Here is a 24,478-nt window from a genome sequence, read left to right as displayed (position 1 = left end):
TGGAATCCGACCAAGAAGGACGTCATGGACTTCAAGAAGTTCCTGCGCGGTCCGATCCCCTGGATCGTGCTCGCGCTCGTCATCGTCGCTGTCGCGTTCAGCTTCTTCATGACGCCGCAGTTCCGGCCCGTGCAGACCGACGTCGGCATGCAGATGATCGAGGACGGCCGCGTCGAGCAGGCGCGCATCGTCGACGGCGAGCAGCGCGTCGACCTCATCCTCACCGAGCCGGACGCCGAGTTCGGCAAGCAGGTGCAGTTCTACTACGTGCAGCCGCGCGGCGAGGAGCTGGTCGACGCGATCACCGCCGCCGACCCCGCCGAGGGGTTCATCGACGAGGTGCCGCAGAGCAACTGGCTGCTCTCGCTCATGGGCATCCTGCTGCCCGTGCTGCTGCTGGCGGCGCTGTTCTACTTCTTCATGACGCGCCTCTCCGGCGGCAACCGCGGGGTGATGCAGTTCGGCAAGTCGAAGGCCCAGCTCATCACCAAGGACATGCCGCAGGTGAAGTTCTCCGACGTCGCCGGCGCCGACGAGGCGGTCGAGGAGCTCGGCGAGATCAAGGAGTTCCTGCAGGACCCCTCGAAGTTCCAGGCGGTCGGCGCCCGCATCCCGAAGGGCGTGCTGCTCTACGGCCCTCCCGGCACCGGCAAGACGCTGCTCGCCCGCGCGGTCGCGGGCGAGGCGGGCGTGCCGTTCTACTCGATCTCGGGCTCAGACTTCGTCGAGATGTTCGTCGGCGTCGGCGCGAGCCGCGTGCGCGACCTGTTCGAGCAGGCGAAGCAGAACGCGCCGGCGATCATCTTCGTCGACGAGATCGACGCGGTCGGCCGCCACCGCGGCGCCGGCCTCGGCGGCGGGCACGACGAGCGCGAGCAGACGCTCAACCAGCTGCTCGTCGAGATGGACGGCTTCGACGTGAAGACCAACGTCATCCTCATCGCCGCCACCAACCGCCCCGACATCCTCGACCCGGCGCTGCTGCGCCCGGGCCGCTTCGACCGCCAGATCGGCGTCGACGCCCCCGACATGAAGGGCCGGCAGACCATCCTCACCGTGCACGCCAAGGGCAAGCCCATGGCCGAGGGCGTCGACCTCGAGGTGCTCGCGCGCAAGACGCCGGGCTTCACCGGCGCCGATCTCGCGAACGTGCTCAACGAGGCGGCGCTGCTCACCGCGCGCACCAACGCCACGCAGATCACCGACGAGGCGCTCGACGAGGCGGTCGACCGCGTGATGGCCGGCCCGCAGCGGCGCACGCGCGTGATGAACGACAAGGAGCGGCTGATCACGGCCTACCACGAGGGCGGCCATGCGCTCGCGGCGGCGGCGATGCGCCACTCCGACCCGGTCACGAAGGTGACGATCCTGCCGCGCGGCCGCGCGCTCGGCTACACGATGGTGCTGCCGGTGAACGACAAGTACTCGGTCACGCGCAACGAGCTGCTCGACCAGCTCACCTACGCGATGGGCGGCCGCGTCGCCGAGGAGATCGTCTTCCACGACCCCACCACGGGCGCCGGCAACGACATCGAGAAGGCCACCGGCATCGCCCGCAAGATGGTCACCGAGTACGGCATGACGGCGGCGATCGGCGCGGTCAAGCTCGGCGCCGCGCAGGGCGATGCGTTCTTCGGCCGCGACATGGGCGGCGGGCGCGACTACTCCGACACCCTCTCGGAGGCCGTCGACCGCGAGGTGCGCGCGCTCATCGAGCAGGCGCACACCGAGGCCTGGCAGGTGCTCAACACCAACCGCGACGTGCTCGACCGGCTCGCGGGCGAGCTGCTCGAGAAGGAGACGCTCGACCACGTGCGGCTCGCCGCGATCTTCGCCGAGGTCGAGAAGCTGCCCGAGCGCCCCCAGTGGCTCTCGCACCCCGACCGCCCGGTGAGCGACCGCCCGCCGATCGAGCTGCCGGTCTCGCAGCACGTCGACGAGGTCGTCGAGCCCGACGTCGAGACCGAGCCCGCCAGCTGATGGCCGTCGACCGGGAGAGGATCGCGGCAGCAGTCCGCGAGCTCCTCGCGGCGATCGGCGACGACCCGGCGCGGCCCGGCCTGGCCGAGACGCCGCGGCGGGTGGCTGAGGCCTACGCCGAGTACTTCTCGGGCGTGGGCGAGGATCCGACGGCGCACCTCGACTCCGCCGACCTCGCGGGCGAGTCGGGCGAGCTCGTGCTGCTGCGCGACATCGAGTTCCGCTCGATGTGCGAGCACCACCTGCTCCCGTTCACGGGCGTCGCGCACGTGGCCTACCTGCCGAGCGACCGCATCGTGGGCCTCGGGCGCATCCCCCGCGTCGTCGAGACGATCGCCTCGCGCCCGCAGATCCAGGAGCGCCTCACCGACGAGATCGCCGACGCGCTCGTCGCCGGGCTCGACCCGCGCGGCGTGCTCGTGGTGGTCGAGGCGGGCCACGGATGCGTCGCGGCCAGGGGCGCGCGGCAGGCCAAGTCGTCGACGGTCACGGTGGCGAGCCGCGGGGCGCTCGCCGAGCCGATCGAGCGCGCCGAGATCATGGCGCTCATCGGGGAGCGCCGATGAGCGAGGTGTGGGGCGTCCTCAACGTCACGCCCGATTCGTTCAGCGACGGCGGCCGCTACGTCGACGCGGGTGCCGCGATCGCGCACGCGCGGCGGATGCGCGCGCAGGGCGCCGACGTGATCGACATCGGCGGCGAGTCCACCCGGCCCGGCGCGACGCCGCTCGACCCCGCCGAGGAGCTCGCGCGCATCCTGCCTGTCGTCGAGGAGCTCGTGCGGGAGGGGGTCCGCGTCTCGGTCGACACGATCCACGCCTCGACTGCGCGCGCCGTGATGGCCGCGGGCGCGGAGATCGTCAACGACGTCACCGCTGGGCTCCACGACCCCGACATGCTGGCCGCGGTCGCCGAGGGCGGCGCCCGCATCGTACTCATGCACTCGCGCGGCATCGACGTGACGCAGGACACGCACTACGGCGACGTCGTCGCCGAGGTCGTCGCGCACCTCGAGGAGCGCGTCGCCGCGGCGGAGGCCGCCGGCATCGCGCGCGAGCGCATCATCCTCGACCCCGGCTTCGGCTTCTCGAAGCAGCCCGACGACAACTGGCGGCTGCTCGCGGGCCTCCACCACGTCATCGAGCTCGGGCTGCCGCTGCTGGTCGGCACGAGCCGCAAGCGCTTCCTCGGCGCGCTCGTGCCCGAGGGCGCGCCGCCCGAGGAGCGCGACGCCGCGACCGCCGCGACCTCGATGCTCGCGGCGCAGCGCGGCGCCGCTGCCGTGCGCGTGCACGACGTCGCCTCCACGGTTTCGGCGCTGCGCGCGCTCGATGCGGTGCGCCGCGCCGACGGCCCCGACTGGGACGTCGTGCTCGACGACGTCGAGCGGCTGCACGGCACCATCCGCCTGCAGGGCATCCGCGCGCTCGGGCACCACGGCGTGCTGCCCGAGGAGCGCGAGGCGGGGCAGGAGTTCGTCGTCGACGTCGAGCTCGGCCTCGACATCCGCGACGCGGTCGCGAGCGACGACGTCGCGCGCACCGTCCACTACGGCGACCTCGCCGAGCGCATCGTCGCCGAGGTCGAGGGCGACCCGGTCGACCTCATCGAGACGCTCGCCGACCGCATCGCCCACGCGTGCTTCGACGACCGCCGCGTCGCGCACGCGGTCGTGACCGTGCACAAGCCGAGCGCGCCGATCGCCGTGCCGTTCGCCGACGTGTCGGTCACGGTGCAGCGAGCGCGGCTGCGCCACGGGACGGGCATCCGATGAGGCTCGCGCTCGAGCGTCGCGCGGTGCTCTCGCTCGGCGCCAACCTCGGCGACCGCCTCGCGACCATCGACGCGGCCGTGCGCGCCCTCGATGCGATCGACGGCATCCGCGTGCTCGAGCGCTCGAGCGCGTGGGAGTCGCCGTCGTGGCACCCCGACGGCGAGGGGCTCTCGCCGGACTACGTGAACGTCGTGCTCATCGTCGGCACGACCCTCGAGCCGCTCGACCTGCTCGACGCCGTCAACGCGGTCGAGGATGCGCTCGGCCGGGTCCGCGCGGAGCGGTGGGGGAGCCGCACGATCGACATCGACATCGTGACGATCGGCGGCGTCGAGCGCGCCGAGGACCGACTGGTGCTGCCGCACCCTCGCGCCCACGAGCGGCAGTTCGTGCTGCAGCCGTGGCTCGAGCTCGAGCCCGAGGCGTCGCTCCCGGGCCACGGCCCGATCGCCGAGCTCGCGGAGTACGCCGACGGCGACGTGTGGCGGCTCGCGTGACCCGCACGACCGCCCCGGTGCTGATCGTCGCGACCCTGCTCGCGGCGATCGCCGCGTGGGCGCTCGAGACCATGCTCGTGATGTCGGGGCGGCCGGCGATCGTGCCGCCGATCACGCTCGGGCCCGCGCTCGGGGTGCTCGGCGCGGTGCTGCTGCTCGTCGCGTGGCCGGTGCGGCAGGCCGCGCACGGCAAGCGCCGCATCGGCTACCGGCACGCGACGAGCGTGCTCGGCTTCGCGAAGGCGTCGTCGCTCGTCGGCGCGCTGCTCGGCGGCGCGGCGCTCGGCGCGCTCGCGTTCTTCGCCACCCGCGTCGTCGTCGCCGACGACGCCGTGCTCGCGCTCGCGGTCGTCGCGGTCGGCGGGCTGCTGCAGCTCATCGCGGGCCTCGTCGCCGAGCACTGGTGCGTGCTGCCGCCCGACGACGAGGACGAGGCGGGCGCGGCGGTGCGCGGCGCCGCCTGAGGCGCGCCTAGCGCTCGGGCGCCGGCTCGAAGGTCGTCATCGACTCCTCGTCGAACGCCGCGCGGATCTCCTCCACGCCGTCCCAGTTGACGTAGACGACCGACTGCGAGCCCTCCATGCCGACCCCGAGGGTGGGCATCGTGAAGGTGCGCACGTCGCTCGAGTCGAGCGATGCCAGCTGCGGCCCGAGGTCGATGACCGTCGGCAGCGAGAACGTGTCGCTCGTGGCCATGTAGGGCGAGACCTGCGCGAGGATGTCGGCCATCCGGTCGGGGTTCGTGAGGTTCTCGCGCGTCATCAGCTGCTCCATGAGCCCGCGCAGGAACGCGCGCTGGTTGTAGGTGCGCTGGTAGTCGCTGTCGGGGAAGGGCGAGCGGGCGCGCACGTACATCAGCGCCTCCTCGCCCTGGATCGTGATCTCGCCCTGCGGGTAGTCGTAGCCCTGGTAGCCGAAGGCGATGTCGTTCTGCAGGGTCACCCCGCCGAGCGCCTCGGTGAGCCCCTCGAAGCCGTCGAAGTCGATGATGGCGATGTGGTCGATGCGCTGGTCGATCACGCCCTCGACGGTCTGCACCATGAGCGGCACGCCGCCGAGCGAGAGGGCGGCGTTGATCTTGCTCATGCCGTGGCCCGGGATCTCGACCCACGAGTCGCGCATGATCGACATCAGCTGCATCGTCTCGCGGTCCGGCGGGATGTGCGCGACGAGGATCGTGTCGGCGCGGTCGCCGAGCCCCGTGAGCAGCGAGCCGTCGGCGGCGCGCGAGTCGCTGCCGAGGAGCAGGACGTTGATGGGCGCGGCCCCGTCGGTCGCGGCCTCGGTGGGGCGCAGCGACTCCTCGGGGAACGCCGTCTCGATGGTCTCGACCTGCTGCAGCGAGGGGTTGACGCGCAGGAAGTACCAGCCGATCGCCGCGAGCAGCGCGAGCACGATGACGCCGACGATCCCGACGGCGACCCATCTGCCGGTGTGCCGCGTGCGCTCTTCCGTCTCTGCCTTCACCGCGGCAGTATCCCAGACCCGCCCCTCAGCCGCCTCGCACTAGCCTGGAGGCGGGTCCGCGGGGGCCTCCGGCTGCCCGCCGGACGACGGGGGAGGGAACCGTGGCCGAGCGCCTGGACGTCACCGGAGAGTGGCAGCGCGTGAGCATGCGCTACGCGGTCGTCGAGTCGATCGGCTCGGTCATCGGCTGGCTGATCGTCGCCCTCGGCGCCACCGTGCCCATCTGGCTCGCCAACGACCAGCGCATGCCGTGGTGGGGCTGGCTGCCGCTCGCCGCCGCCGGCGCGCTCGCGCTCATCGGCGTGGTCTGGGCGTTCCTGCGCACCCGCACCATCGGCTACCTCCAACGGCCCGACGACCTGCTCGTGCGCCGCGGCATGCTGTTCCGCCGCTTCGTCGCGGTGCCCTACGGCCGCATGCAGATCGTCGACATCACGCAGGGGCCGATCGAGCGGATGTTCGGGCTCAAGACCCTGAAGTTCGTCACGGCGGCCGCCTCCAGCGCGATCACGATCCCCGGCATGCCCGGCTCGACGGCGGAGGAGCTGCGCGACCGGCTGGTCGCCGTGTCGGAGTCGCGGCGGGCCGGCCTGTGACGACCGCCCCTCCGCCGCAGGCGCCCCCGCCTGCCGCGCCCGTCCCGAGCGCCGCGCAGCAGGCGCGCGCGCGGGCGATCGGGCTCGTCGACGGCGAGTGGCACCGCCTGCACCCCGCGACGCCGCTGCTGCGCGGCGGGCTCGCGCTCATCATCTTCCTCGGCATCGTCGTCTCCTCGTTCCGCGACCGCATCATCGGCATGTTCGTGCCCGACGAGTGGGACGCCGACTTCGACCAGGACCCCTTCGGCGACTTCGTGCTCGACCAGCTGCTGTGGGTCTCGCTCGGCGTCGTGGGCCTCGTGCTGCTCGGCATCGTGCTCTTCTGGCTCGCCTGGCGCGTGCACCGCTTCCGCATCACGGGCGACGCGGTCGAGGTCGAGCAGGGCATCCTCTTCCGCCGGCACCGCCGCGCGCCCCTCGCGCGCATCCAGGCCATCAACATCCAGAGGCCCTGGTTCGCGCGGCTGCTCGGCGCCTGCAAGCTCGAGATCCAGCAGGCCGGCAACGACTCCAACGTCGACCTCGACTACCTGAGCTCGTCGGTGGCGGATGCGCTGCGGTTCGAGATCATGGACCGCGCGTCGGGCAGGTCGGCCGCCGACGCCCAGCGCCTCGCCGCGCAGCGGCAGGCGGGCGCACCCGGCGGCGTCGTCGACGAGCTGCTGCGACCCGACGCAGAGATCGCCCACCTCGCGCCCGACTCGCTCGTGCGCATCCCCGTCGTGCGCATCGTCATCTCGTCGCTGCTCGACGGCTGGATCGTGTGGGCGATCGCCTACGTCGTCGCCACCGGCGTCGCGATCGTCGGCTTCCAGCAGTTCTGGGCGATCTTCGCGCTGCTGCCGGGCGCCATCGCCTTCTTCGCGGCGGGCGTGAAGTCGCTCGGGTCGAAGCTGCGCTACTCGATCGCGGCGACGCCCGACGGCATCCGCCTCGCGTACGGGCTCGCGTCGACGACGACCGAGATCATCCCGCCCGGCCGCATCTTCGCGCTGCAGGTGAAGCAGCCGCTGCTGTGGCGGCCGTTCGGCTGGTGGCAGGTGACGTTCACGCGCGCCGGCAAGATCAAGCCCGACGGGTCGGGCACCGGGCAGAGCAGCCAGATGGCGAGCTACCTGCTGCCGGTGGGCGACCTGCGCGATGTGCGCACGGTCGTCGGGCTCGTGCTGCCCGAGCTCGCCCACTCGCCCCTCATCGACCAGGGGCTCTTCGGCCAGGCGCCCGACGCGTTCGTCGTCAGCCCGCCGCGCGCTCGGGTGTTCCGCTGGTTCTCGGTGCGCCGCAACGGCTTCCACGTGCACCCGGCCGCCTTCCTGCTGCGGCACGGCCGCATCTGGCGCTCGCTGCAGCTCGTGCCGCAGGCGCGCGTGCAGTCGGTGGCGCTGCAGCAGGGTCCGCTCTACGGCCTCGCGCGACTCGGCAAGGTGCAGCTCCACGTGCCCGACACCGTGCTCTCGCCGGGCATCGGCGCGATCGACCAGCGCGACGCGGCGCTGCTCTTCGACCACGCGATGCGCACGATCAAGGTCGCGATCGACCGCGACGGGTCGGAGTCGTGGGCGTCGTCGCTGTCGCGCCACGCGGTGCTCGCGACCGCGCCGGCGGTGCAGGACGGCCTCATGCGGCCGCCGACCGTCACGCAGGCCGCCCCGCCCCCTTCCGCCCCACCCCCCTCCGCCCCGCCCTCCTCCGCCGGCCGAGCCGAGCCGGTCGCCGCGCGTCCGGCTCGAGTCGAGACCACCCCGCCCCCGATCCCGCCGCACCAGCACCCCGACGTCCGCTGGCAGCGGCCCCGGGACGAGCGATGAGGCCCGGCCGCCTCGGCGTCGGCATCATCGGCGCCGGACGCGTCGGCCCCGTGCTCGGCGCGGCGCTCGCGGGCGCCGGCCACGCGATCGTCGGCATCGATGCCACGGGCGAGGAGGCGGCCGACCGCGCCGAGGCGGTGCTGCCGGGCGTCGCCATCCTCGACGCGCCCACGATCGTCGAGCGCAGCGAGCTCGTGCTCATCGCCGTGCCGAGCGACGAGCTGCCGGGCCTCGTGGCCGGCCTCGCCGCGACCGGCGCGTGGCAGCCCGGGCAGATCGTCGTGCACACCGCGCCCGAGCACGGCATCGAGGTGCTGCGCCCGGCCGCGGCGCGCGGCGCGATCCCCATCGCGCTGCACCCGGCGATGACCTTCTCGGGCACCTCGCTCGACCTCGCGCGGCTGCTCGAGGCGACCATCGCCGTGACCGCGCCGGGCCCCGTGCTGCCGATCGGCCAGGCGCTCGCGGTCGAGATGGGCGGCGAGCCGATCGTCGTCGAGGAGGCCGACCGCCCGGCGTACGCGGAGGCGCTCGAGGCCGCGCGCGGATTCGCCGAGGGGATCGTCGCGCAGGCGCTGCGCCAGCTGCACGAGATCGGCGTCGAGCGGCCCTCCCGCGTGCTCGGCGGCGTCGTCCGCTCGGCGGTCGAGACCGCGCTCGCGCGCTACCCCGACCCGCCGGTCGAGCCCTGAGCCGCTGCTCGAGCCCGGCCCTGAGCGCCCGCGCGCCTAGGCTGGCCAGGTGCCCGAGCCCATCCAGACCCTGACCACCATCGACGCGGTGCGCGCGCTCGTGCGCGATGCCCGCGCCGACGGGCGGCGCATCGCGCTCGTGCCGACCATGGGCGCGCTGCACGAGGGCCACGCCGAGCTCGTGCGCACCGGCCTCGAGCGCGCCGACCTCGTGATCGCCTCCGTGTTCGTCAACCCGATGCAGTTCGGGCCGCACGAGGATCTCGACCGCTACCCCCGCACGCCCGACGCCGACACCGCGGCGCTCGCCGAGCTCGGGGTCGCCGCGGTCTTCATGCCGACGGTCGACGAGATGTACCCGGAGGGCGGCCGCAGCGAGACGCTCGTCACCGCCGGCCACCTCGGCATGGTGCTGGAGGGCCGGAGCCGGCCGGGCCACTACGACGGCGTGCTGACCGTCGTCACGAAGCTGCTGTCGATCGTCGGCCCCGACGTGGCGCTCTTCGGCGAGAAGGATGCGCAGCAGCTGTTCCTCGTGCGGCGCATGGTGCGCGACCTGAACCTGCCCGTCGAGGTGGTGGGCGTGCCCACCGTGCGCGAGCCCGACGGGCTGGCGCTCTCGAGCCGCAACCGCATGCTGCGGCCGGGGGAGCGGGCGGATGCGCTGGCGCTGTCGCGCGCGCTGGCCGCGGCGGGCTCGGCCGCCGACCGCGGCGTCGAGGCGATGCTCGCCGCCGCGCAGTCGGTCTTCCAGTCCGACACAGGCGTGCAGCTCGACTACCTCGCGATCGTCGACCCGGCAACGTTCCGCCTCGCGCCGGCCGAGCACCACGGTCCCGTGCAGGTGCTCGTCGCGGCGCGCGTCGGCGCGGTGCGGCTCATCGACAACGCCGTCTTCACGATCGCCTGACCGGCGGGCACGGCGCGCCCGCCGGTAGGATCGGACGTCGTGACCGAGACGACCGAGACGCCTGACGACAGCACTGCCGAGCACGAGCGCGCCGACTGGGTCTCCCGCCTGGCCGACGAGGTGATCGCCGAGGCCGAGCGCCGCGGCACGCGCCCGGTCGCGGCATCCGGCATCTCGCCCTCCGGGCCCATCCACCTCGGCAACTTCCGCGAGGTCATGAGCCCGCACCTCGTCGTCGACGAGCTGCAGCGGCGCGGCGTCGACACCGATCACATCATCTCCTGGGACGACTACGACCGCTTCCGCAAGGTGCCGGCCGGCATCGAGGGCGTCGACGAGACGTGGGCCGAGCACATCGGCAAGCCGCTCACGAGCGTGCCCGCCCCGCCCGGCAGCGAGCACGACTCGTGGGCCGCGCACTTCCGCAGCGCCGCCGAGGCGTCGTTCGCCGAGGCCGGCGTGCGCTACCGCGGCATCAGCCAGACGGAGCAGTACCGGGCCGGCGCCTACACGGAGCAGATCCTGCACGCGATGCGCCACCGTCGCGAGATCGACGCGATCCTCGCGCAGTTCCGCACCCTGCCGGCGGCGAAGGACGAGGACGAGGCCCTCCAGGCGGCGCTCGACGCCGGATCCGGCGCCGCGACCGAGGACGACGGCTCGAGCGGCGGCGAGTACTACCCCTACAAGCCCTACTGCACGCGCTGCGGCACGGACCTCACGTCGATCGAGGCGTACGACGACGACTCGACCGAGATGACGTACTCGTGCACCTGCGGGCACCGCGAGACGGTGCTGCTGCGCGAGTTCCGCTCCGGCAAGCTCGTCTGGAAGGTCGACTGGCCCATGCGCTGGGCGTACGAGCGGGTCGTCTTCGAGCCCTCCGGCGTCGACCACCAGTCGCCCGGCTCGTCCTTCCAGGTGGGGCTCGAGCTCGCGCCGGTGTTCGGCTGGCAGCGCCCGCTCGGCCCGATGTACGCCTTCGTCGGCTTCGGCGGCGTCGCCAAGATGTCGTCCTCGCGCGGCGGCGCCCCCGTGCCCGCCGACGCGCTCGCGGTGATGGAGGCGCCGGTGCTGCGCTGGCTCTACGCGCGCCGCCGCATGAACCAGTCCTTCGACGTCGCCTTCGGCTCCGAGCTGCAGCGCACCTACGACGAGTGGGACGCGCTCGCGCGGAAGGCCGCCGCCGGCACCGCCCAGCCGGCCGAGCTCGCCGCGCTCGAGCGCGCGGTCTCGACGGCGCACGAGCGCCTGCCCGAGACGCCGCGGCGCGTGCCGTACCGCACCCTCGCATCCGTCGTCGACATCACCTTCGGCGACGAGGCCCAGATCCTGCGGATCCTGGGCGGCCTCGACGCCGACGACCCGATCGTCGACCTCGACCCGCTGCGGCCGCGCCTCGACAAGGTCGAGGCGTGGGTCGCCACGCACATGCCGGCCGACGAGCACACGGCGGTGCGCGACGCCCCCGACCGCGAGGCGCTGCTCGCGCTCACCGAGACCGAGCGCGACGCGATCGCGCTGCTGCTCGACGGCGGGCAGGGCCTGCCGCCGCTCGAGGAGGCGTGGACGCTCGACGGGCTCACCCACCAGGTGTACGGCGTCGCGAAGGTGCAGCGCGGGCTCGAGCCCGACGCCATCGTCAAGGGCGACAAGGAGCTCTCGGCCGCGCAGCGCGCCTTCTTCGCCCTGCTCTACCGGCTGCTGGTCGGCCGCGAGACGGGTCCGCGCATCCCCACGCTGCTGCTCGCGATCGGTCGCGAGCGGGTGCGCGCGCTGCTCACCCCGTGAGGGGCGGATGCGCGCGGTAGGGTGGGGGCATGCCTGAGAGCTGGTGGGGGAACGCGATCTTCTCGCTCATCCCGACGATCATGCTCGGGCTCATCTTCTGGATGGTGCTGCGGATGATCATCCGCGGCGATCGCACGGCCCGTCGCGAGTACGACCGCATCGAGGCCGAGGAGCGCGCCAAGGCCGGCCTGCCGCCGAAGGGCGAGCGGCCCCTGGCGGCGGCCGATGCCGCGGCCGAGGGCGACGCGCAGCCCCAGGTCGCGTCGACGCCGCCGGCCGACGCCCCGCCGCGCGCCTAGCTCAGCGCGCGCCGACGGGCTCGGGCGCCGCGATCGGCGCCCGCGGCTCGAGCAGGTCGGCCGCCGGTGTGCCGGTCGTCCACCGCTGCTCCTTGGCGAGGAAGAAGTGCACCGCGAGGTAGGCGACCGCGAGTGCCAGCGCGGTGACGCCGAACGACAGCCAGTCCTCGCCCGCGACGGGCTGCGCCGAGAATGCCGACGTGCCGGTGAGCGCGAGCGGCACCATGATGAAGACGTTGTTGGCCGTGTGCAGCACCGACGCGGCCTCGAGGCCGCCGGTGCGGAAGGTGAGCATCGAGCACGTGAAGCCCACGAGCGCGAGCTGCAGCGTGGCCGAGACCGACGGATGCATGTGGGCGGCGCCGAAGACGGCCCCGGTGAGCACGCCCATCGCGATCGACGCGACCCACTGATTGCGGATCCAGCCGCCGAGCATCTGGGTCAGGAACCCGCGGAAGGCGAACTCCTCGCCCGTCGCCTGGAGCGGCGTGGTCAGCAGCACGATCGCGACGAGCGCCCAGTTGGGGTTCCACCGCCACTCGACCGACGGGTCCATCCACAGCGAGATGCCGATGTAGACGGCGAAGATCGGCAGCAGCACGATCGCCGACCGGCCCACCGCGCGCCAGCGCCAGCGGCCGACGACGCTCGAGGCGAAGCCGGCGGCGCCCTTGCCGAACGCCGCCATCGCGACGATCGTGCCGGGGATCATCGCCGCCCAGGAGAGGTTCACGCCCAGCATGCCGAGCGGTGAGCCGATCAGCTGCGTGAGCCCGTCCAGGAACTCCTCCTCGGTCGGCGCGCTCGTGGGGTCGAGCTGCGAGAACAGGTCGACGACGCCGGGCATCAGCAGGGCGAGCGCGACGATCTGGCCCGCGGCGAAGAAGCCGATGGCGATCGCCCAGGCGAGGAACCAGCGGCCCACCCGCTTCGACAGCGGCCGGAAGGCGCCGACGAACGCCTGCCCGCGCATCGGGAGCGCCGCCGGCAGCAGCGCGGGCCGCGTGGGCGCGGGCGGCTGCCACGGCTGGCCGGAGGGGAGCGGCGCCGCGCCGTACGGCGGCTGGCCGTACTGGGGCTGCCCGTACGGCGGCTGGCCGTACTGCGGTTGCCCGTACTGGGGCTGGCCGTGCTGCGGTTGCCCGTACTGGGGCTGGCCGTGCTGCGGCTGCCCGTGCTGGGGCTGGCCGGGCGGCGCGCTCCAGGGCTGCGCGGACTGATCGGTCACCGTGCTCCTCGTCGTCGTCCCTCAGAGGCTACCGATGTCACCCCTGCGTTCCGTGAGCGCCGACCGTGAAGAGGTCACCGGGCTGGCACTCGAGCGCATCGCACAGCGCGATGAGGGTGGAGAAGCGGATGGCCCGGGCACGGTCGTTCTTCAGCACCGAGAGGTTGACGAGGCTGACGCCCACCGCCTCGGCGAGCGCGGTGAGCGTCATGCCGCGGGACTCGAGCAGCTCGTCGAGCCGGCAGTGCAGCCGCGAGAGGTCCTCCTCGGCCGGCACTAGACGAGACCGTCGGCGTCCCGCTCGGCGCGGTCGGCGACGCGGAACACCGTCATCAGCACCGCGACGACGAGGCCGAAGAAGATGGCCGCGGGGTTGAACGCCGCGACCGCGCCGTATCCGGCCGGGGTGCCCATCGCCTGCCACGTGCCCATGCTCACCCAGCCCTCGAGCGCATCCGCCACGATCGGCCCGGCGGCGGCGCCGATGAGCACGAGCGCGAGCGGCAGCTGCGCAGCCTGGAGGAATGCGCGTCCGCGCAGCAGGCGGCCGGCGAGCATGGCGATGCCGACGAGCACGAGCGCGACGCCGGCCGATCGCGCGACGAGCGCGGCAACCATGGCGAGGGTGAGGTGCGTCGGCTGGCCGGTGAGGAAGACGACCGTGTCGAGCGACTGGGTGCTCACGACGGCGATGCCCTCCGTCGGCCCGGCCGGCGGCTCCGGCAGCTCGGGCTGCACGAGCAGCGGCGCCGCCCCCATGCCTTGGAGGAGCGGGAGCGTGGCGTTCAGGACGGTCGTCACGGCCGTGATCGCCGCACCGATCCACGCCGCGATCTGCACGAGCCGCAGCACGGCGCGATCGGTGCGGGAGAGGACTCTGGCGGTCTGTGCGGTCATCGCGAACTCCTTCGTTCAGCGTATCGAATGTCGATAAGTTATCGATGACCGATACGCGCGTCAAGCGCATTGCGCGCTCGAGCGCTACGGGCGTCCGCCCCGTGCCGCCGACAGCGAACACGGCCGTGTCCGCGAACCCGCGCGGCTACGCTCGAATCTCAAGGAAGGGAGGCAGCGATGTTCGAGAGGTTCACAGACCGCGCTCGCCGAGTCGTGGTGCTCGCTCAGGAAGAGGCGAAGCTGCTCAACCACAACTACATCGGCACGGAGCACATCCTGCTCGGCCTCATCCACGAGGGCGACGGGGTCGCCGCGAAGGCGCTGGAGCAGCTCGGCATCTCGCTCGACGCCGTCCGTGCGCAGGTGCAGGACATGATCGGCACCGGCAGCCAGCAGACCACCGGGCACATCCCGTTCACGCCGCGCGCCAAGAAGGTGCTCGAGCTGAGCCTGCGCGAGGCGCTGCAGCTCGGCCACAACTACATCGGCACCGAGCACGTGCTGCTCGGCCTCATCCGCGAGGGCGAGGGCGTCGCCGCGCAGGTGCTCGTCAAGCTGGGCGCCGACCTCAACCGGGTGCGGCAGACCGTCAACCAACTGCTCGCGGGGTACCAGGGCAAGGAGTCGACGACGGTCGGCGGCGACCAGACGCAGCAGACCGACGCCAAGGGATCGCAGATCCTCGACCAGTTCGGCCGCAACCTCACGCAGGCCGCGCGCGACGGCAAGCTCGACCCCGTCATCGGCCGCGAGAAGGAGATCGAGCGGGTCATGCAGATCCTCTCGCGCCGCTCGAAGAACAACCCCGTGCTGATCGGCGAGCCCGGCGTGGGCAAGACCGCCGTCGTCGAGGGGCTCGCGCAGGCGATCGTCAAGGGCGAGGTGCCCGAGACGCTCAAGGACAAGCAGGTCTACACGCTCGACCTCGGCTCGCTCATCGCGGGCAGCCGCTACCGCGGCGACTTCGAGGAGCGCCTCAAGAAGGTGACGAAGGAGATCCGCACCCGCGGCGACATCATCACCTTCATCGACGAGATCCACACGCTCGTCGGCGCCGGCGCGGCCGAGGGCGCGATCGACGCGGCCAACATCCTGAAGCCGCTGCTCGCCCGCGGCGAGCTGCAGACGATCGGCGCGACGACGCTCGACGAGTACCGCAAGCACTTCGAGAAGGACGCCGCGCTCGAGCGCCGCTTCCAGCCGATCCAGGTCAACGAGCCGTCGGTCGCCCACACGATCAACATCCTCAAGGGCCTGCGCGACCGCTACGAGTCGCACCACAAGGTGACGATCACCGACGGCGCGCTCGTCGCCGCGGCCAACCTCGCCGACCGCTACGTGCAGGACCGCTTCCTGCCCGACAAGGCGATCGACCTGATCGACGAGGGCGGCGCCCGGCTGCGCCTGTCGATCCTCTCGGCCCCGCCCGAGCTGCGCGAGTTCGACGACCGCATCTCCGACGTGCGCACGCGCAAGGAGGCCGCGATCGAGGGCCAGGACTTCGAGGCCGCGGCGCGCCTGCGCGACGAGGAGAAGGAGCTGCTCGGCGAGCGGCTCCGCACCGAGAAGCAGTGGCGCTCCGGCAACGGCGGCCCCACGGGCGTGCTCGACGAGGGCGTGATCGCCGAGGTGCTCGCGAACGCGACCGGCATCCCGGTGTTCAAGCTCACCGAGGAGGAGTCGGCGCGGCTCATCTTCATGGAGAAGGCGCTGCACCAGCGCGTCATCGGCCAGGACGAGGCGATCAGCGTGCTCGCCAAGACCATCCGCCGGCAGCGCGCGGGCCTCAAGGACCCCCGCCGCCCCTCCGGCTCGTTCATCTTCGCCGGGCCCACGGGCGTCGGCAAGACCGAGCTGGCGAAGGCGCTCGCCGAGTTCCTCTTCGACGACCAGGACGCGCTGATCTCGCTCGACATGTCCGAGTTCAGCGAGAAGCACACCGTCTCGCGGCTCTTCGGCGCCCCTCCCGGGTTCGTGGGCTTCGAGGAGGGCGGCCAGCTCACCGAGAAGGTGCGGCGCAAGCCGTTCTCCGTCGTGCTCTTCGACGAGATCGAGAAGGCGCACGTCGACATCTTCAACTCGCTGCTGCAGATCCTCGAGGAGGGTCGTCTCACCGACGGCCAGGGCCGGGTCGTCGACTTCAAGAACACCGTCATCATCATGACCACCAACCTCGGCACCAAGGACATCTCCGGCGGTCCCGTCGGGTTCGTGCTCGAGGGCTCGAGCGAGAACGACTACGACCGGATGCGCGCGAAGGTCCGCGAGGAGCTCAAGAAGAACTTCAAGCCCGAGTTCCTCAACCGCGTGGACGAGACGATCGTCTTCCCGCAGCTCAACCCCGAGGAGCTGCTGCAGATCGTCGACCTGTTCATCAAGCGGCTGCAGGAGCGACTGCTCGACCGCGACATGACGATCGAGCTGACCGAGGCAGCCAAGCGCCGCCTCATCCACATCGGCCACGACCCGGCGCTCGGCGCCCGGCCGCTGCGTCGAGCGGTGCAGCACGAGATCGAGGACGCGCTGAGCGAGCGGATCCTGCACGGCGAGCTGGGCTCGGGCGAGCACGTCACGGTCGACTTCGTCGACGACGAGTTCGTCTTCACCCACACGTCGCCGGAGCCGCACGAGCCGGAGCTGGCGCCCGCCGACGCCTGACGACGGCGCGGCGAGCCGCACGAAGAGGGAGGGGACCCGGTCGGGTCCCCTCCCTCTTCGTCGTGCTCGGACCGTTACCGGATGTTCACCAGGGGGACGCGATCAACCCTCGCGGTTCGCGAGAGAACTTCATAGGCTCGCGAGTGGCGTGCCTCGCGCGCCTCACATCCCCTGCAACGGAGAACCACAGTGAACAACCACTTCAAGCGCAACCTGGCGGCCGGCGCCGCCTGCGCGGTCGGACTCGGGCTGCTCGTCGCCCCGTCCGCGGCGCTCGCGACGGACGGCGGGGGCGACACCCCGGCCGACGCGCACGGCACCGTCGTCAACCTCATCCACTTCAACGACTTCCACGGCCGCATCGACAGCAACACGGTGAGCTTCGCCGGCACCGTCGAGCAGCTGCGGGCTGAGCAGGGCGACGCGAACTCGCTCGTCATCTCGGGCGGCGACAGCATCGGCGCGTCGCTCTACGCCTCGGCCGTGCAGCAGGACGCCCCCACGATCGACGTGCTGAACGCGCTCGAGCTCGAGGCATCCGCCGCGGGCAACCACGAGTTCGACCGCGGCATCGACGACCTGCAGGGCCGCGTCGACGAGCGGGCCGACTTCCCGATCCTGGCCGCCAACGCGACGCGCGACGGTGCGCCGATCGGCGATTCCTACGCCACCTTCTCCGTCGGCGAGGGCGACGACGCCGTCACCGTGGCCGTCATCGGCGCCGTCACCGAGGAGACCCCCTCGCTCGTCGACCCGTCCGGCATCGCCGGGGTCGAGTTCGGCGACCCCGTCGCCGCGGTCAACGCGGTCGCCGCCCAGCTCTCCGACGGCGACGCCACCAACGGCGAGGCCGACCTCATCGTCGCCGAGTACCACGAGGGCGCGCAGGCGACCCTCGCCCCGAACGCTCCGCAGGAGGAGCAGGCCGCGGCGCTCACCGCCGCGATGGCCGACAGCGACGCGTTCCGCGCGATCGTCGAGGACACCGCCCCCGAGGTCGACGCGATCTTCAACGGCCACACGCACCAGTCCTACTCGTGGCTCGCGCCCGCTCCGGACGGCAGCGAGCAGGACGTGCGCCCGATCATCCAGACGTCGTCCTACGGAGCGCAGCTCGGCCAGCTCGTCGCGACTGTCGACCCGGCCACGAGCGTCGCCAGCTTCGACCTGGCCCGCATCGTGCCGCGCACGCAGACGCCGCAGGACGAGCTGATCGCGACCTACCCGCGCGTCGCGGCCGTGGCCGAGATCACCGAGGCAGCGCTCGAGCAGGCGGCCGTCATCGGCCAGGAGCCGCTCGGCGAGATCACCGGCGACATCACCACCGCCTTCACGGGCGACGAGCGCGACGACCGCGGCAGCGCATCCACCATGGGCACGCTCGTGGCCAACATGCTGCGCGACCAGCTCGCGCCCGAGAACCGCGGCGGCGCCGAGATCGGCATCACCAACCCGGGCGGTCTGCGCGCCGAGCTCCTCTACGAGGCCGGCGAGGGCGAGACCGAGGACGGCATCGTGACGGTCGGCGAGGCCGCCGCCGTGCTGCCCTTCGCGAACAACCTGTGGACCACGACCCTCACCGGCGAGCAGCTGCGCGTCGTGCTCGAGCAGCAGTGGCAGCGGAACGCCGCGGGCGAGGTGCCCTCGCGCGCCTACCTGCAGCTGGGGCTCAGCGACAACGTCGAGTACACCTACGACTCGACGCTCGCCGAGGGCTCGCGCATCACCGGCATCTGGGTCGACGGCGCCGAGGTGGCCGCCGACGACACGTACCGCGTCGCGGTGCCCAGCTTCCTGCTCTCCGGCGGCGACAACTTCCGCGGCCTGATCGCCGGCACGGACGACCGCGACTCGGGTCTCGTCGACTCCGAGGCGTTCGCCGCGTACATCGAGGCGCAGTCGCCGATCTCGCCCGACTTCTCGCGCCGCCAGCTCGAGGTCGTCGGCCTGCCCACCGCGCCCGTCGCGATCGGCGCTCCCGTGTCGCTCACGGTGAACGAGATCGACCTGACGTCGCTCGGCACGCCGGTCAGCACCGAGCTCGAGCTGCACTACGGCGACGAGCTGCTCGGCACGTTCCCGGTGGTCGACGACTCGGCGACCGTCGAGTTCGAGGCGCCGCTGCCCGTCGCGGGCGACCGCTTCGAGCTGCGCACGGCCTCGGGCACCGCGGTGCCGTTCTCGATGCCGATCGCGCTCACCACCGAGCGCCTCGACGGGGTCAACCGCTACGAGACGGCCGTGCAGGTGTCGCAGGACGCCTACCCCGGCGGCGCTCCGGTCGTCTACGTCGCGAGCGGCCAGCTCTTCCCCGACGCGCTGACGGCCGGCCCGGCCGCCGCGCACGAGGGCGGACCGGTGCTGCTGACGCGCCTCACCGAGGCCCCTGAGGTCGTGCTCGACGAGATCGAGCGCCTCGGCGCCGCTCGCGTCGTGATCGTCGGCGGCGAGCCGTCGATCAGCGCGGAGACGGAGGCGCAGATCGCCGCGATCGCGTCGGTGGAGCAGGTCGACCGCCTCGGCGGCTCCGACCGGTACCACACGAGCCGCCTGGTCGCCGAGTACGCCTTCGAGGGTGCTGAGGGCGCGTACGTCGCCGCCGGCACGCGGTTCCCGGACGGCCTGTCGGCCGGTGCCGCCGCCGGTCACCTCGACTGGCCGCTGCTGCTCGTGAGCACGAGCACCGAGGTGCCCGAGGCCACGACCGCGCTGCTCGACGAGCTCGGCGCCGACCGCATCCGCATCGCGGGCTCGGCCGAGGCCGTCCCGTCGTCGATCGCGGGCGACTTCGTCGACGCTGGCTTCACGGTCAACCGCCTCGGCGGCTCCGACCGCTACGCCACGAGCGCCATCATCACGGCCTCGGCGTTCGACGCCCCGGTCGAGCGGGCCTACCTGGCATCCGGCCTGGTCTTCCCCGACGCCCTCGCGGGCGGCGCGGCGGCCGGCGCGCAGGGCGCCCCGCTGCTGATCACGCGCACCGACTGCGTGCCGCAGCGCATCCTCGACGAGCTCGAGCGGCTGCAGATGCCGACGCTCACGCTCGTCGGCGGCGAGCCGTCGCTGAGCGCAGAGGTGGCGGCGCTGACGTCGTGCTCGTAGTCGCGTGATCGGCGTGAGGGGCGGGGCTTCGGTCCCGCCCCTCACGCCGCGCTGGCCGTCCCGGGCCGCCCGCGGTCAGGCGCTTCGCGCTGGCGTCACGTGCGGGACGACGCGCACGAGCACGACCATCACGACGAGCTCCACGAGGGTCTGCGTCACGACCGCGAGCGGCGCGATCGCCATTGCCGGCGGGAGGGCGAGCGCCAAGGGCAGCACGACGAGCGAGTTCCTGGTCGCGAGCGAGAAGATGACTGCCCGCTCGCCGGCCGCGTCGAGCCTGGCGATGCGGCTCACGAGCACGCCGAGTGCCGCCGCGACGCCCGCGAACGCCACGAAGAGGGGCACGACACGCATGAGCACCTGGAGCTGCGACCCGACCGCGGCGACCTGCGAGCCGACGACCACGGCGAGTGCGAGCATCATGAGCGGTGGTGTCGCATCCGCCATCGCGGTCGTGATCGCGCCCGCGGCGGGATGCTTCCGGGCGAGCGACTGGACGGTCGCGGCCGCCGCGAGCGGGATGGCGATGAGCAGCACGAACGCCTCGACGAACGGCGCCGGCTCGATCACGCCGAGCAGCTCGGCTCCTGCGAAGAGCGCGATGTAGACCGGCAGGAGGAGCACCTGCGCGAGCATGAGGAATGGCGTCGCCGCCAGCAGGCGCGGACCCGCACCGCCCGCGAGGCCAGCGAAGACGACCACGTAGTCGACACAGGGCGCGAGCAGCACGAGCAGCACGCCGAGGAGGAGGCCCCGGTCGTCGGCGACCAGCAGCGACAGGCCCCACGCCAGCAGCGGCAGCAGCGCGAAGTTCGCCGTGAGCACGGTCGCGAGGAATCGCACGTCGCGCAGCGCTCGACCGAGCTGGGTCATCGGCACGCCGAGGAACGTCGCGAACAGCAGGAGCATCAGCGCGGGCTCGATCGCCCGCTCGAGAGCCGGGGCAGCGCGGGGTGCGAGGAGTCCCAGCCCGCCCCCAGCCGCGATCGCGGCGATGTAGAGCGGCACCTGGTGCCGGTCCAGGGCCCGGAGGAAGCGGAGCGTCATCCGCGGCGGGGAACGAGCCGCACGCGGGCCGCGACCGGTCTCGACCTGCCCGTCAACTCATCGCTCATGCCTCCACGCTATTGCCCCGAGCCGAACCGGGCTGCGGATGCGCCGGCACGGGTGGCGACGAGAGCGCGGACGGGGCTAGCATCGCTGCATGACGATGATACTCGAGCGCGGCGACGCCGATTTCGGGATGACGACGGCGTTCGCGCACCTGTTCCAAGCGCTCGCGGAGCCCTCGCGACTGCGCGTGCTCCAGCACCTGTCGACGGGCGAGCACCGGGTGCGCGATCTGGTGGGCCATCTGGGGCTCGCGCAGTCGACGGTGAGCAAGCACATGGCCTTCCTCACCGACTGCGGGCTCGTCAACGCCCGGGCCGACGGGCGGGCGACCTGGTACGCGCTGGCGCATCCGGAGGATCTCGAGCGCCTGGCCGCGGCGGCGGAGCGACTGCTCGAGGCGGCCGGCGGGCAGCAGCGGCCCTGCTCGCATTTCAGCGCGCACGCAGCAGTGGTCGCGGGCGCCACCGGGGAGGAGGATCCCGATGGCCGCCGGGCATAGCCATGGATCGACCGACGGTGCCCCCGCGGCGACCGGCGACTTCCGTGTCCGTCTGGGCATCGCGTTCGCGCTGACAGCGACGATCGTCGTCGCCCAGCTGATCGGCTCGGTCGTGACGGGCAGCCTCGCCCTCCTGACCGACACGGCGCATGCCGTCACCGACGCCGCGGGGCTCCTGGTGGCGCTGATCGCCGCGTCGCTCATGCGGCGTCCGGCCACATCACGGCGCACCTGGGGCTTCCGTCGCATCGAGGTGATCGCCGCGCTCGGCCAGGCCACGTTGCTGCTGGCCGTAGGGATGTATGCCGCCGTCGAGGGCATCCGTCGGCTGTTCGAGCCCCCGGAGATCCCGGCATCCGAGCTGGTGGTGTTCGGCGTGATCGGACTCGTCGTCAACATCATCGCGATCCTGGTGCTGTCGTCCGGCCGCGGCGCGAACTTCAACATGCGCGCGGCGTTCCTCGAGGTGCTGAACGATGCGCTCGGCTCGCTCGGCGTCATCGCCGCTGCGATCGTCATCTGGACGACAGGATTCCAGCAGGCCGACGCGATCGCGGGCCTGTTCATCGCCGCGCTCATCGCGCCCCGAGCGCTCATCCTGATGAAGGAGACCGCGGGCGTCCTCATGGAGTTCACTCCGAAGGACCTCGACCTCGACGACGTGCGCCGACACATCCTCGAGCTCGACCACGTCGAGGAGCTGCACGATCTGCATGCGTCCACCGTCGCGACGGGCCTCCCGACGATCAGCGCCCACGTGGTGGTCGACGACAGCTGCTTCGCCGATGGGCACGCGGTCGAGGTGCTCGAGGACATCCAGCGATGCGTCGCCGAGCACTTCCCCGTCTCGGTGCACCACTCCACGTTCCAGCTGGAGACATCGCGGATCAGCGAGCAGGAGTCGGCCGCCGTCCGTCATCCCTGAGGCCGTGCCGGACGCCGCGGTCGCGCGAGTGTCTCGGCATGCCGCAAGCAGATGATTCGGCAAGCCGAAATCAGGTCTACGATGGCGCAATGATGTTCGCCGCGACGACGAGGAAGAGGCCTGCGCCCGGAGCGCTGATGCTGCTCGGGCCGGCGCTGGTCGCCGGCGTGGCCTACCTCGATCCCGGCAACGTCGCCTCCAACGTCACGGCGGGCGCACGCCATGGCTACCTGCTGATCTGGGTCGTGGTGAGCGCGAACCTCGTCGCCTGGCTGATCCAGTACCTGTCGGCGAAGCTCGGCGTGGTGACAGGCAAGAGCCTCCCGGAGCTGTGCGGCGAGCGCATCGGATCGCGGGCCGGTCGGATCGCCTACTGGATCCAGGCCGAGGGCGTCGCGATGGCGACCGACCTCGCCGAGGTGATCGGCGGCGCCGTGGCGCTCTGGCTGCTGTTCGACGTGCCGCTGCTCGTCGGCGGGCTCATCACCGGCGGTGTCTCGCTGGTGCTGCTGGCGGTGCAGTCGCAGCGGGGTCCGCGCGCGTTCGAGCACGTGGTGATCGGCCTGCTCGCCGTGATCGTGCTCGGCTTCACCTGGGGAGTCGTCGTCGCTCCGCCCGACCCCCTCGGCATCGCGGCCGGGCTCGTGCCTCGGTTCGAGGGCTCCGGCTCCGTGCTCCTCGCGGTCAGCGTCCTCGGCGCGACAATCATGCCGCACGCCATCTACGCGCACTCGAGCCTGTCGCGCGACCGCTTCCGCGACCGGCGCGCGCTGAGCACGCCGCGGCTGCTGCGGGCGACGCGCATCGACGTCTCGGTCGCGATGGTGATCGCCGGCAGCGTGAACGTCGCGATGATGCTGCTCGCCGCCGCGAACCTCGCAGGCGTCGAGGGGACGGACACGCTGGAGGGCGCGCACGCCGCGCTGGGCGCATCCCTCGGGCCGGTCGTGGCGACGATGTTCGCGATCGGGCTCCTGGCGTCCGGGCTCGCCTCGACCTCGGTGGGCGCGTACGCAGGCGCGGAGATCATGCAGGGCCTGCTCCGCGTCCGCGTCCCGCTGCTCGCCCGCAGGCTGGTCACGCTCGTCCCAGCGCTGGTCGTGCTGTGGCTCGGCGTCGATCCGACGCTCGCCCTGGTGCTGAGCCAGGTGGTGCTCTCCTTCGGCATCCCCTTCGCGCTCATCCCGCTCGTGCGCCTGACCGCCGACCGCCGGCTCATGGGGCCGCACGTGAACCGCATCTGGACGACGATCGCCGGCGGGGTCGCGGCCGCAGCGCTCGCAGCGCTCAACGCCGTGCTGCTGTGGCTCGTGCTCACGGGCGCGTGAGCCGACTTGCTGCGCCTGGAGGCCACGGTAGCCGCTGCGTCGCCGGCGTCGAACGAGTCACGCCGGCGCCACGGGGGCCTTCGGCCGCTACCCGACCTCGAGGCGCGTCTCTCGGGTCTGCAGCCACCTGAGCGGGTCGAACGACACGTAGTCGCTGTTCTTCATCTCGAGGTGCAGGTGCGGGCCGGTCGAGCGGCCCGTGCTGCCCACCCCGCCGAGGACGGTCGAGATGTCGACGACTTGGCCGACCTCCACGCGGATCGACCCCGCCTGCATGTGCGGGTACCACGACTGGACGAACTGGCCGTCGATGTTGTGGTCGACGAAGACGGCGTACCCGCCGCCCCCGGGGTTGTCGCCCTGCCACACCGCCGACACCACGCCGTTGGCGACTGGACGGATCTCCTGTCCAGGGGCCAATGGGATGTCGGTGCCGCCGTGGAAGCCGCCGGACCTGTACCCGAAGCCGCTCGAGATCGGCAGCTGCGTGACCTGGGGGAACGGCGTCTGCACGTAGTCGGTCTCCATCATGGACCAGGTGGCGGGGAATGCGGGGCGGCCGCCGTAGTAGGAGCCGCCGGGCTCTGAGTCGGCGACAGCCTGGAGGGCCGCACGCTCACCCTCGGACATCAGCGCGCTCTCGAGGGGGTCCCTGACCACGATGTCGTCACGGGCGAAGACCGTGCTGGCATCTGCGGCGACCGGATCCAGCGACTGCGTCTCGGGCTCGAGCTGCGCCACCTGGGGATCGAGCTCCCCGGGAGGCTGCACCGCTTGCGCAGGCATGGAGGTGACCACGACGAGCGAGCCGATGAACACGAGCGCAGCGCCGGCGGTGGCCTTCCGTGCGAAGCTGCGAGCTCGGCCGCGCACCGCAGCGGGGCGCCGAGTCGGGGCCTGGCGCTCGCCGA

22 protein-coding genes are annotated in these 24,478 nt (G+C 72.4%); 16 read left to right on the top strand and 6 right to left on the bottom strand.

Going from position 1 to position 24,478, the window contains the following annotated elements; translation table 11 throughout:
* Positions 1-24 precede the first annotated feature (24 nt).
* From ftsH to AC1RNL_RS01670, 5 genes are read left to right on the top strand one after another with little or no spacing between them, the layout of a single operon-like run.
* Complete coding sequence (ftsH, locus tag AC1RNL_RS01690) at positions 25-1,980, top strand: ATP-dependent zinc metalloprotease FtsH (protein ID WP_492934235.1); 1,956 nt, start codon at positions 25-27, stop codon at positions 1,978-1,980.
* Positions 1,980-2,546 carry a GTP cyclohydrolase I FolE gene (gene folE / locus AC1RNL_RS01685; protein WP_128188780.1) on the top strand — a complete coding sequence of 189 codons (567 nt, stop codon included), beginning with the start codon at positions 1,980-1,982 and terminating at the stop codon, positions 2,544-2,546. Before ftsH ends, folE begins: the two co-directional genes overlap by 1 nt.
* The gene (folP, locus tag AC1RNL_RS01680) at positions 2,543-3,754 is read left to right on the top strand and encodes a dihydropteroate synthase (protein WP_492934234.1); all 1,212 of its coding nucleotides are present in this window, start codon (positions 2,543-2,545) and stop codon (positions 3,752-3,754) included. Before folE ends, folP begins: the two co-directional genes overlap by 4 nt.
* Complete coding sequence (folK, locus tag AC1RNL_RS01675) at positions 3,751-4,251, top strand: 2-amino-4-hydroxy-6-hydroxymethyldihydropteridine diphosphokinase (RefSeq protein WP_146355760.1); 501 nt, start codon at positions 3,751-3,753, stop codon at positions 4,249-4,251. The genes folP and folK overlap by 4 nt, the downstream gene beginning before the upstream one ends.
* Positions 4,248-4,715 carry a DUF3180 family protein gene (locus tag AC1RNL_RS01670; RefSeq protein ID WP_164877050.1) on the top strand — a complete coding sequence of 156 codons (468 nt, stop codon included), beginning with the start codon at positions 4,248-4,250 and terminating at the stop codon, positions 4,713-4,715. The genes folK and AC1RNL_RS01670 overlap by 4 nt, the downstream gene beginning before the upstream one ends.
* A gap of 7 nt (positions 4,716-4,722) precedes the next feature.
* Here AC1RNL_RS01670 and AC1RNL_RS01665 read toward each other — a convergent pair whose 3' ends face one another.
* Positions 4,723-5,718, bottom strand: coding sequence for an LCP family protein (locus tag AC1RNL_RS01665; protein WP_146355758.1), 996 nt, complete (start codon positions 5,716-5,718; stop codon positions 4,723-4,725).
* Positions 5,719-5,819: 101 nt separating this feature from the next.
* Here AC1RNL_RS01665 and AC1RNL_RS01660 point away from each other — a divergent pair, with 101 nt between their 5' ends.
* From AC1RNL_RS01660 to AC1RNL_RS01635, 6 genes are read left to right on the top strand one after another with little or no spacing between them, the layout of a single operon-like run.
* Entirely contained in the window at positions 5,820-6,314 is a 495-nt protein-coding gene (locus AC1RNL_RS01660; protein ID WP_128188775.1) for a PH domain-containing protein, read from the top strand.
* Positions 6,311-8,125: a PH domain-containing protein gene (locus AC1RNL_RS01655; protein ID WP_492934233.1), complete on the top strand. Its 1,815-nt coding sequence runs from the start codon at positions 6,311-6,313 to the stop codon at positions 8,123-8,125. The genes AC1RNL_RS01660 and AC1RNL_RS01655 overlap by 4 nt, the downstream gene beginning before the upstream one ends.
* Positions 8,122-8,817: a Rossmann-like and DUF2520 domain-containing protein gene (locus AC1RNL_RS01650; protein WP_400531672.1), complete on the top strand. Its 696-nt coding sequence runs from the start codon at positions 8,122-8,124 to the stop codon at positions 8,815-8,817. Before AC1RNL_RS01655 ends, AC1RNL_RS01650 begins: the two co-directional genes overlap by 4 nt.
* 49 nt (positions 8,818-8,866) lie before the next feature.
* Complete coding sequence (panC, locus tag AC1RNL_RS01645) at positions 8,867-9,727, top strand: pantoate--beta-alanine ligase (RefSeq protein ID WP_246993277.1); 861 nt, start codon at positions 8,867-8,869, stop codon at positions 9,725-9,727.
* A 39-nt stretch (positions 9,728-9,766) separates the two neighbouring features.
* The gene (locus AC1RNL_RS01640) at positions 9,767-11,518 is read left to right on the top strand and encodes a lysine--tRNA ligase (RefSeq protein ID WP_364194992.1); all 1,752 of its coding nucleotides are present in this window, start codon (positions 9,767-9,769) and stop codon (positions 11,516-11,518) included.
* A gap of 29 nt (positions 11,519-11,547) precedes the next feature.
* Entirely contained in the window at positions 11,548-11,817 is a 270-nt protein-coding gene (locus AC1RNL_RS01635; RefSeq protein ID WP_128188770.1) for a hypothetical protein, read from the top strand.
* Between the two features lies 1 nt (position 11,818).
* Here the strand turns inward: AC1RNL_RS01635 and AC1RNL_RS01630 are convergent, their stop codons facing one another.
* Genes AC1RNL_RS01630 through AC1RNL_RS01620 form a run of 3 tightly spaced genes read right to left on the bottom strand, consistent with a single transcriptional unit; the run spans position 11,819 to position 13,942 of the window.
* On the bottom strand, positions 11,819-13,045 hold the full coding sequence (locus tag AC1RNL_RS01630) for a CPBP family intramembrane glutamic endopeptidase (protein ID WP_492934232.1): 1,227 nt from the start codon (positions 13,043-13,045) through the stop codon (positions 11,819-11,821).
* A 37-nt stretch (positions 13,046-13,082) separates the two neighbouring features.
* Positions 13,083-13,322, bottom strand: coding sequence for a helix-turn-helix domain-containing protein (locus AC1RNL_RS01625; protein WP_128188768.1), 240 nt, complete (start codon positions 13,320-13,322; stop codon positions 13,083-13,085).
* Positions 13,322-13,942, bottom strand: a complete 621-nt coding sequence (locus AC1RNL_RS01620; protein WP_492934231.1) for a hypothetical protein — start codon at positions 13,940-13,942, stop codon at positions 13,322-13,324. The genes AC1RNL_RS01625 and AC1RNL_RS01620 overlap by 1 nt, the downstream gene beginning before the upstream one ends.
* Positions 13,943-14,119: 177 nt before the next feature.
* Here AC1RNL_RS01620 and AC1RNL_RS01615 point away from each other — a divergent pair, with 177 nt between their 5' ends.
* Positions 14,120-16,600 carry an ATP-dependent Clp protease ATP-binding subunit gene (locus AC1RNL_RS01615; RefSeq protein ID WP_492934230.1) on the top strand — a complete coding sequence of 827 codons (2,481 nt, stop codon included), beginning with the start codon at positions 14,120-14,122 and terminating at the stop codon, positions 16,598-16,600.
* A gap of 189 nt (positions 16,601-16,789) precedes the next feature.
* Complete coding sequence (locus tag AC1RNL_RS01610) at positions 16,790-19,702, top strand: cell wall-binding repeat-containing protein (RefSeq protein ID WP_492934229.1); 2,913 nt, start codon at positions 16,790-16,792, stop codon at positions 19,700-19,702.
* Positions 19,703-19,777: 75 nt separating this feature from the next.
* Here the strand turns inward: AC1RNL_RS01610 and AC1RNL_RS01605 are convergent, their stop codons facing one another.
* Positions 19,778-20,749 carry an arsenic resistance protein gene (locus AC1RNL_RS01605; RefSeq protein WP_492934228.1) on the bottom strand — a complete coding sequence of 324 codons (972 nt, stop codon included), beginning with the start codon at positions 20,747-20,749 and terminating at the stop codon, positions 19,778-19,780.
* 163 nt (positions 20,750-20,912) lie between these two features.
* Between AC1RNL_RS01605 and AC1RNL_RS01600 the strand changes: the two genes are divergently transcribed.
* The 3 genes from AC1RNL_RS01600 to AC1RNL_RS01590 all read left to right on the top strand — a co-directional run bounded on the left by AC1RNL_RS01600 (position 20,913) and on the right by AC1RNL_RS01590 (position 23,567).
* Entirely contained in the window at positions 20,913-21,314 is a 402-nt protein-coding gene (locus AC1RNL_RS01600) for an ArsR/SmtB family transcription factor (RefSeq protein ID WP_492934227.1), read from the top strand.
* Positions 21,298-22,239, top strand: a complete 942-nt coding sequence (locus AC1RNL_RS01595) for a cation diffusion facilitator family transporter (protein ID WP_492934226.1) — start codon at positions 21,298-21,300, stop codon at positions 22,237-22,239. Before AC1RNL_RS01600 ends, AC1RNL_RS01595 begins: the two co-directional genes overlap by 17 nt.
* A gap of 92 nt (positions 22,240-22,331) precedes the next feature.
* Positions 22,332-23,567 (top strand): Nramp family divalent metal transporter, encoded by a 1,236-nt coding sequence (locus AC1RNL_RS01590; RefSeq protein ID WP_492934271.1) that lies wholly within the window; start codon positions 22,332-22,334, stop codon positions 23,565-23,567.
* Between the two features lie 87 nt (positions 23,568-23,654).
* Here AC1RNL_RS01590 and AC1RNL_RS01585 read toward each other — a convergent pair whose 3' ends face one another.
* On the bottom strand, positions 23,655-24,308 hold the full coding sequence (locus AC1RNL_RS01585; protein ID WP_164877049.1) for a M23 family metallopeptidase: 654 nt from the start codon (positions 24,306-24,308) through the stop codon (positions 23,655-23,657).
* Positions 24,309-24,478 lie beyond the last annotated feature (170 nt).

It is taken from the genome of Agrococcus sp. GW821-FHT14H11 (genome assembly GCF_058803545.1).
This window is presented reverse-complemented; position numbering and strand designations above follow the sequence as displayed.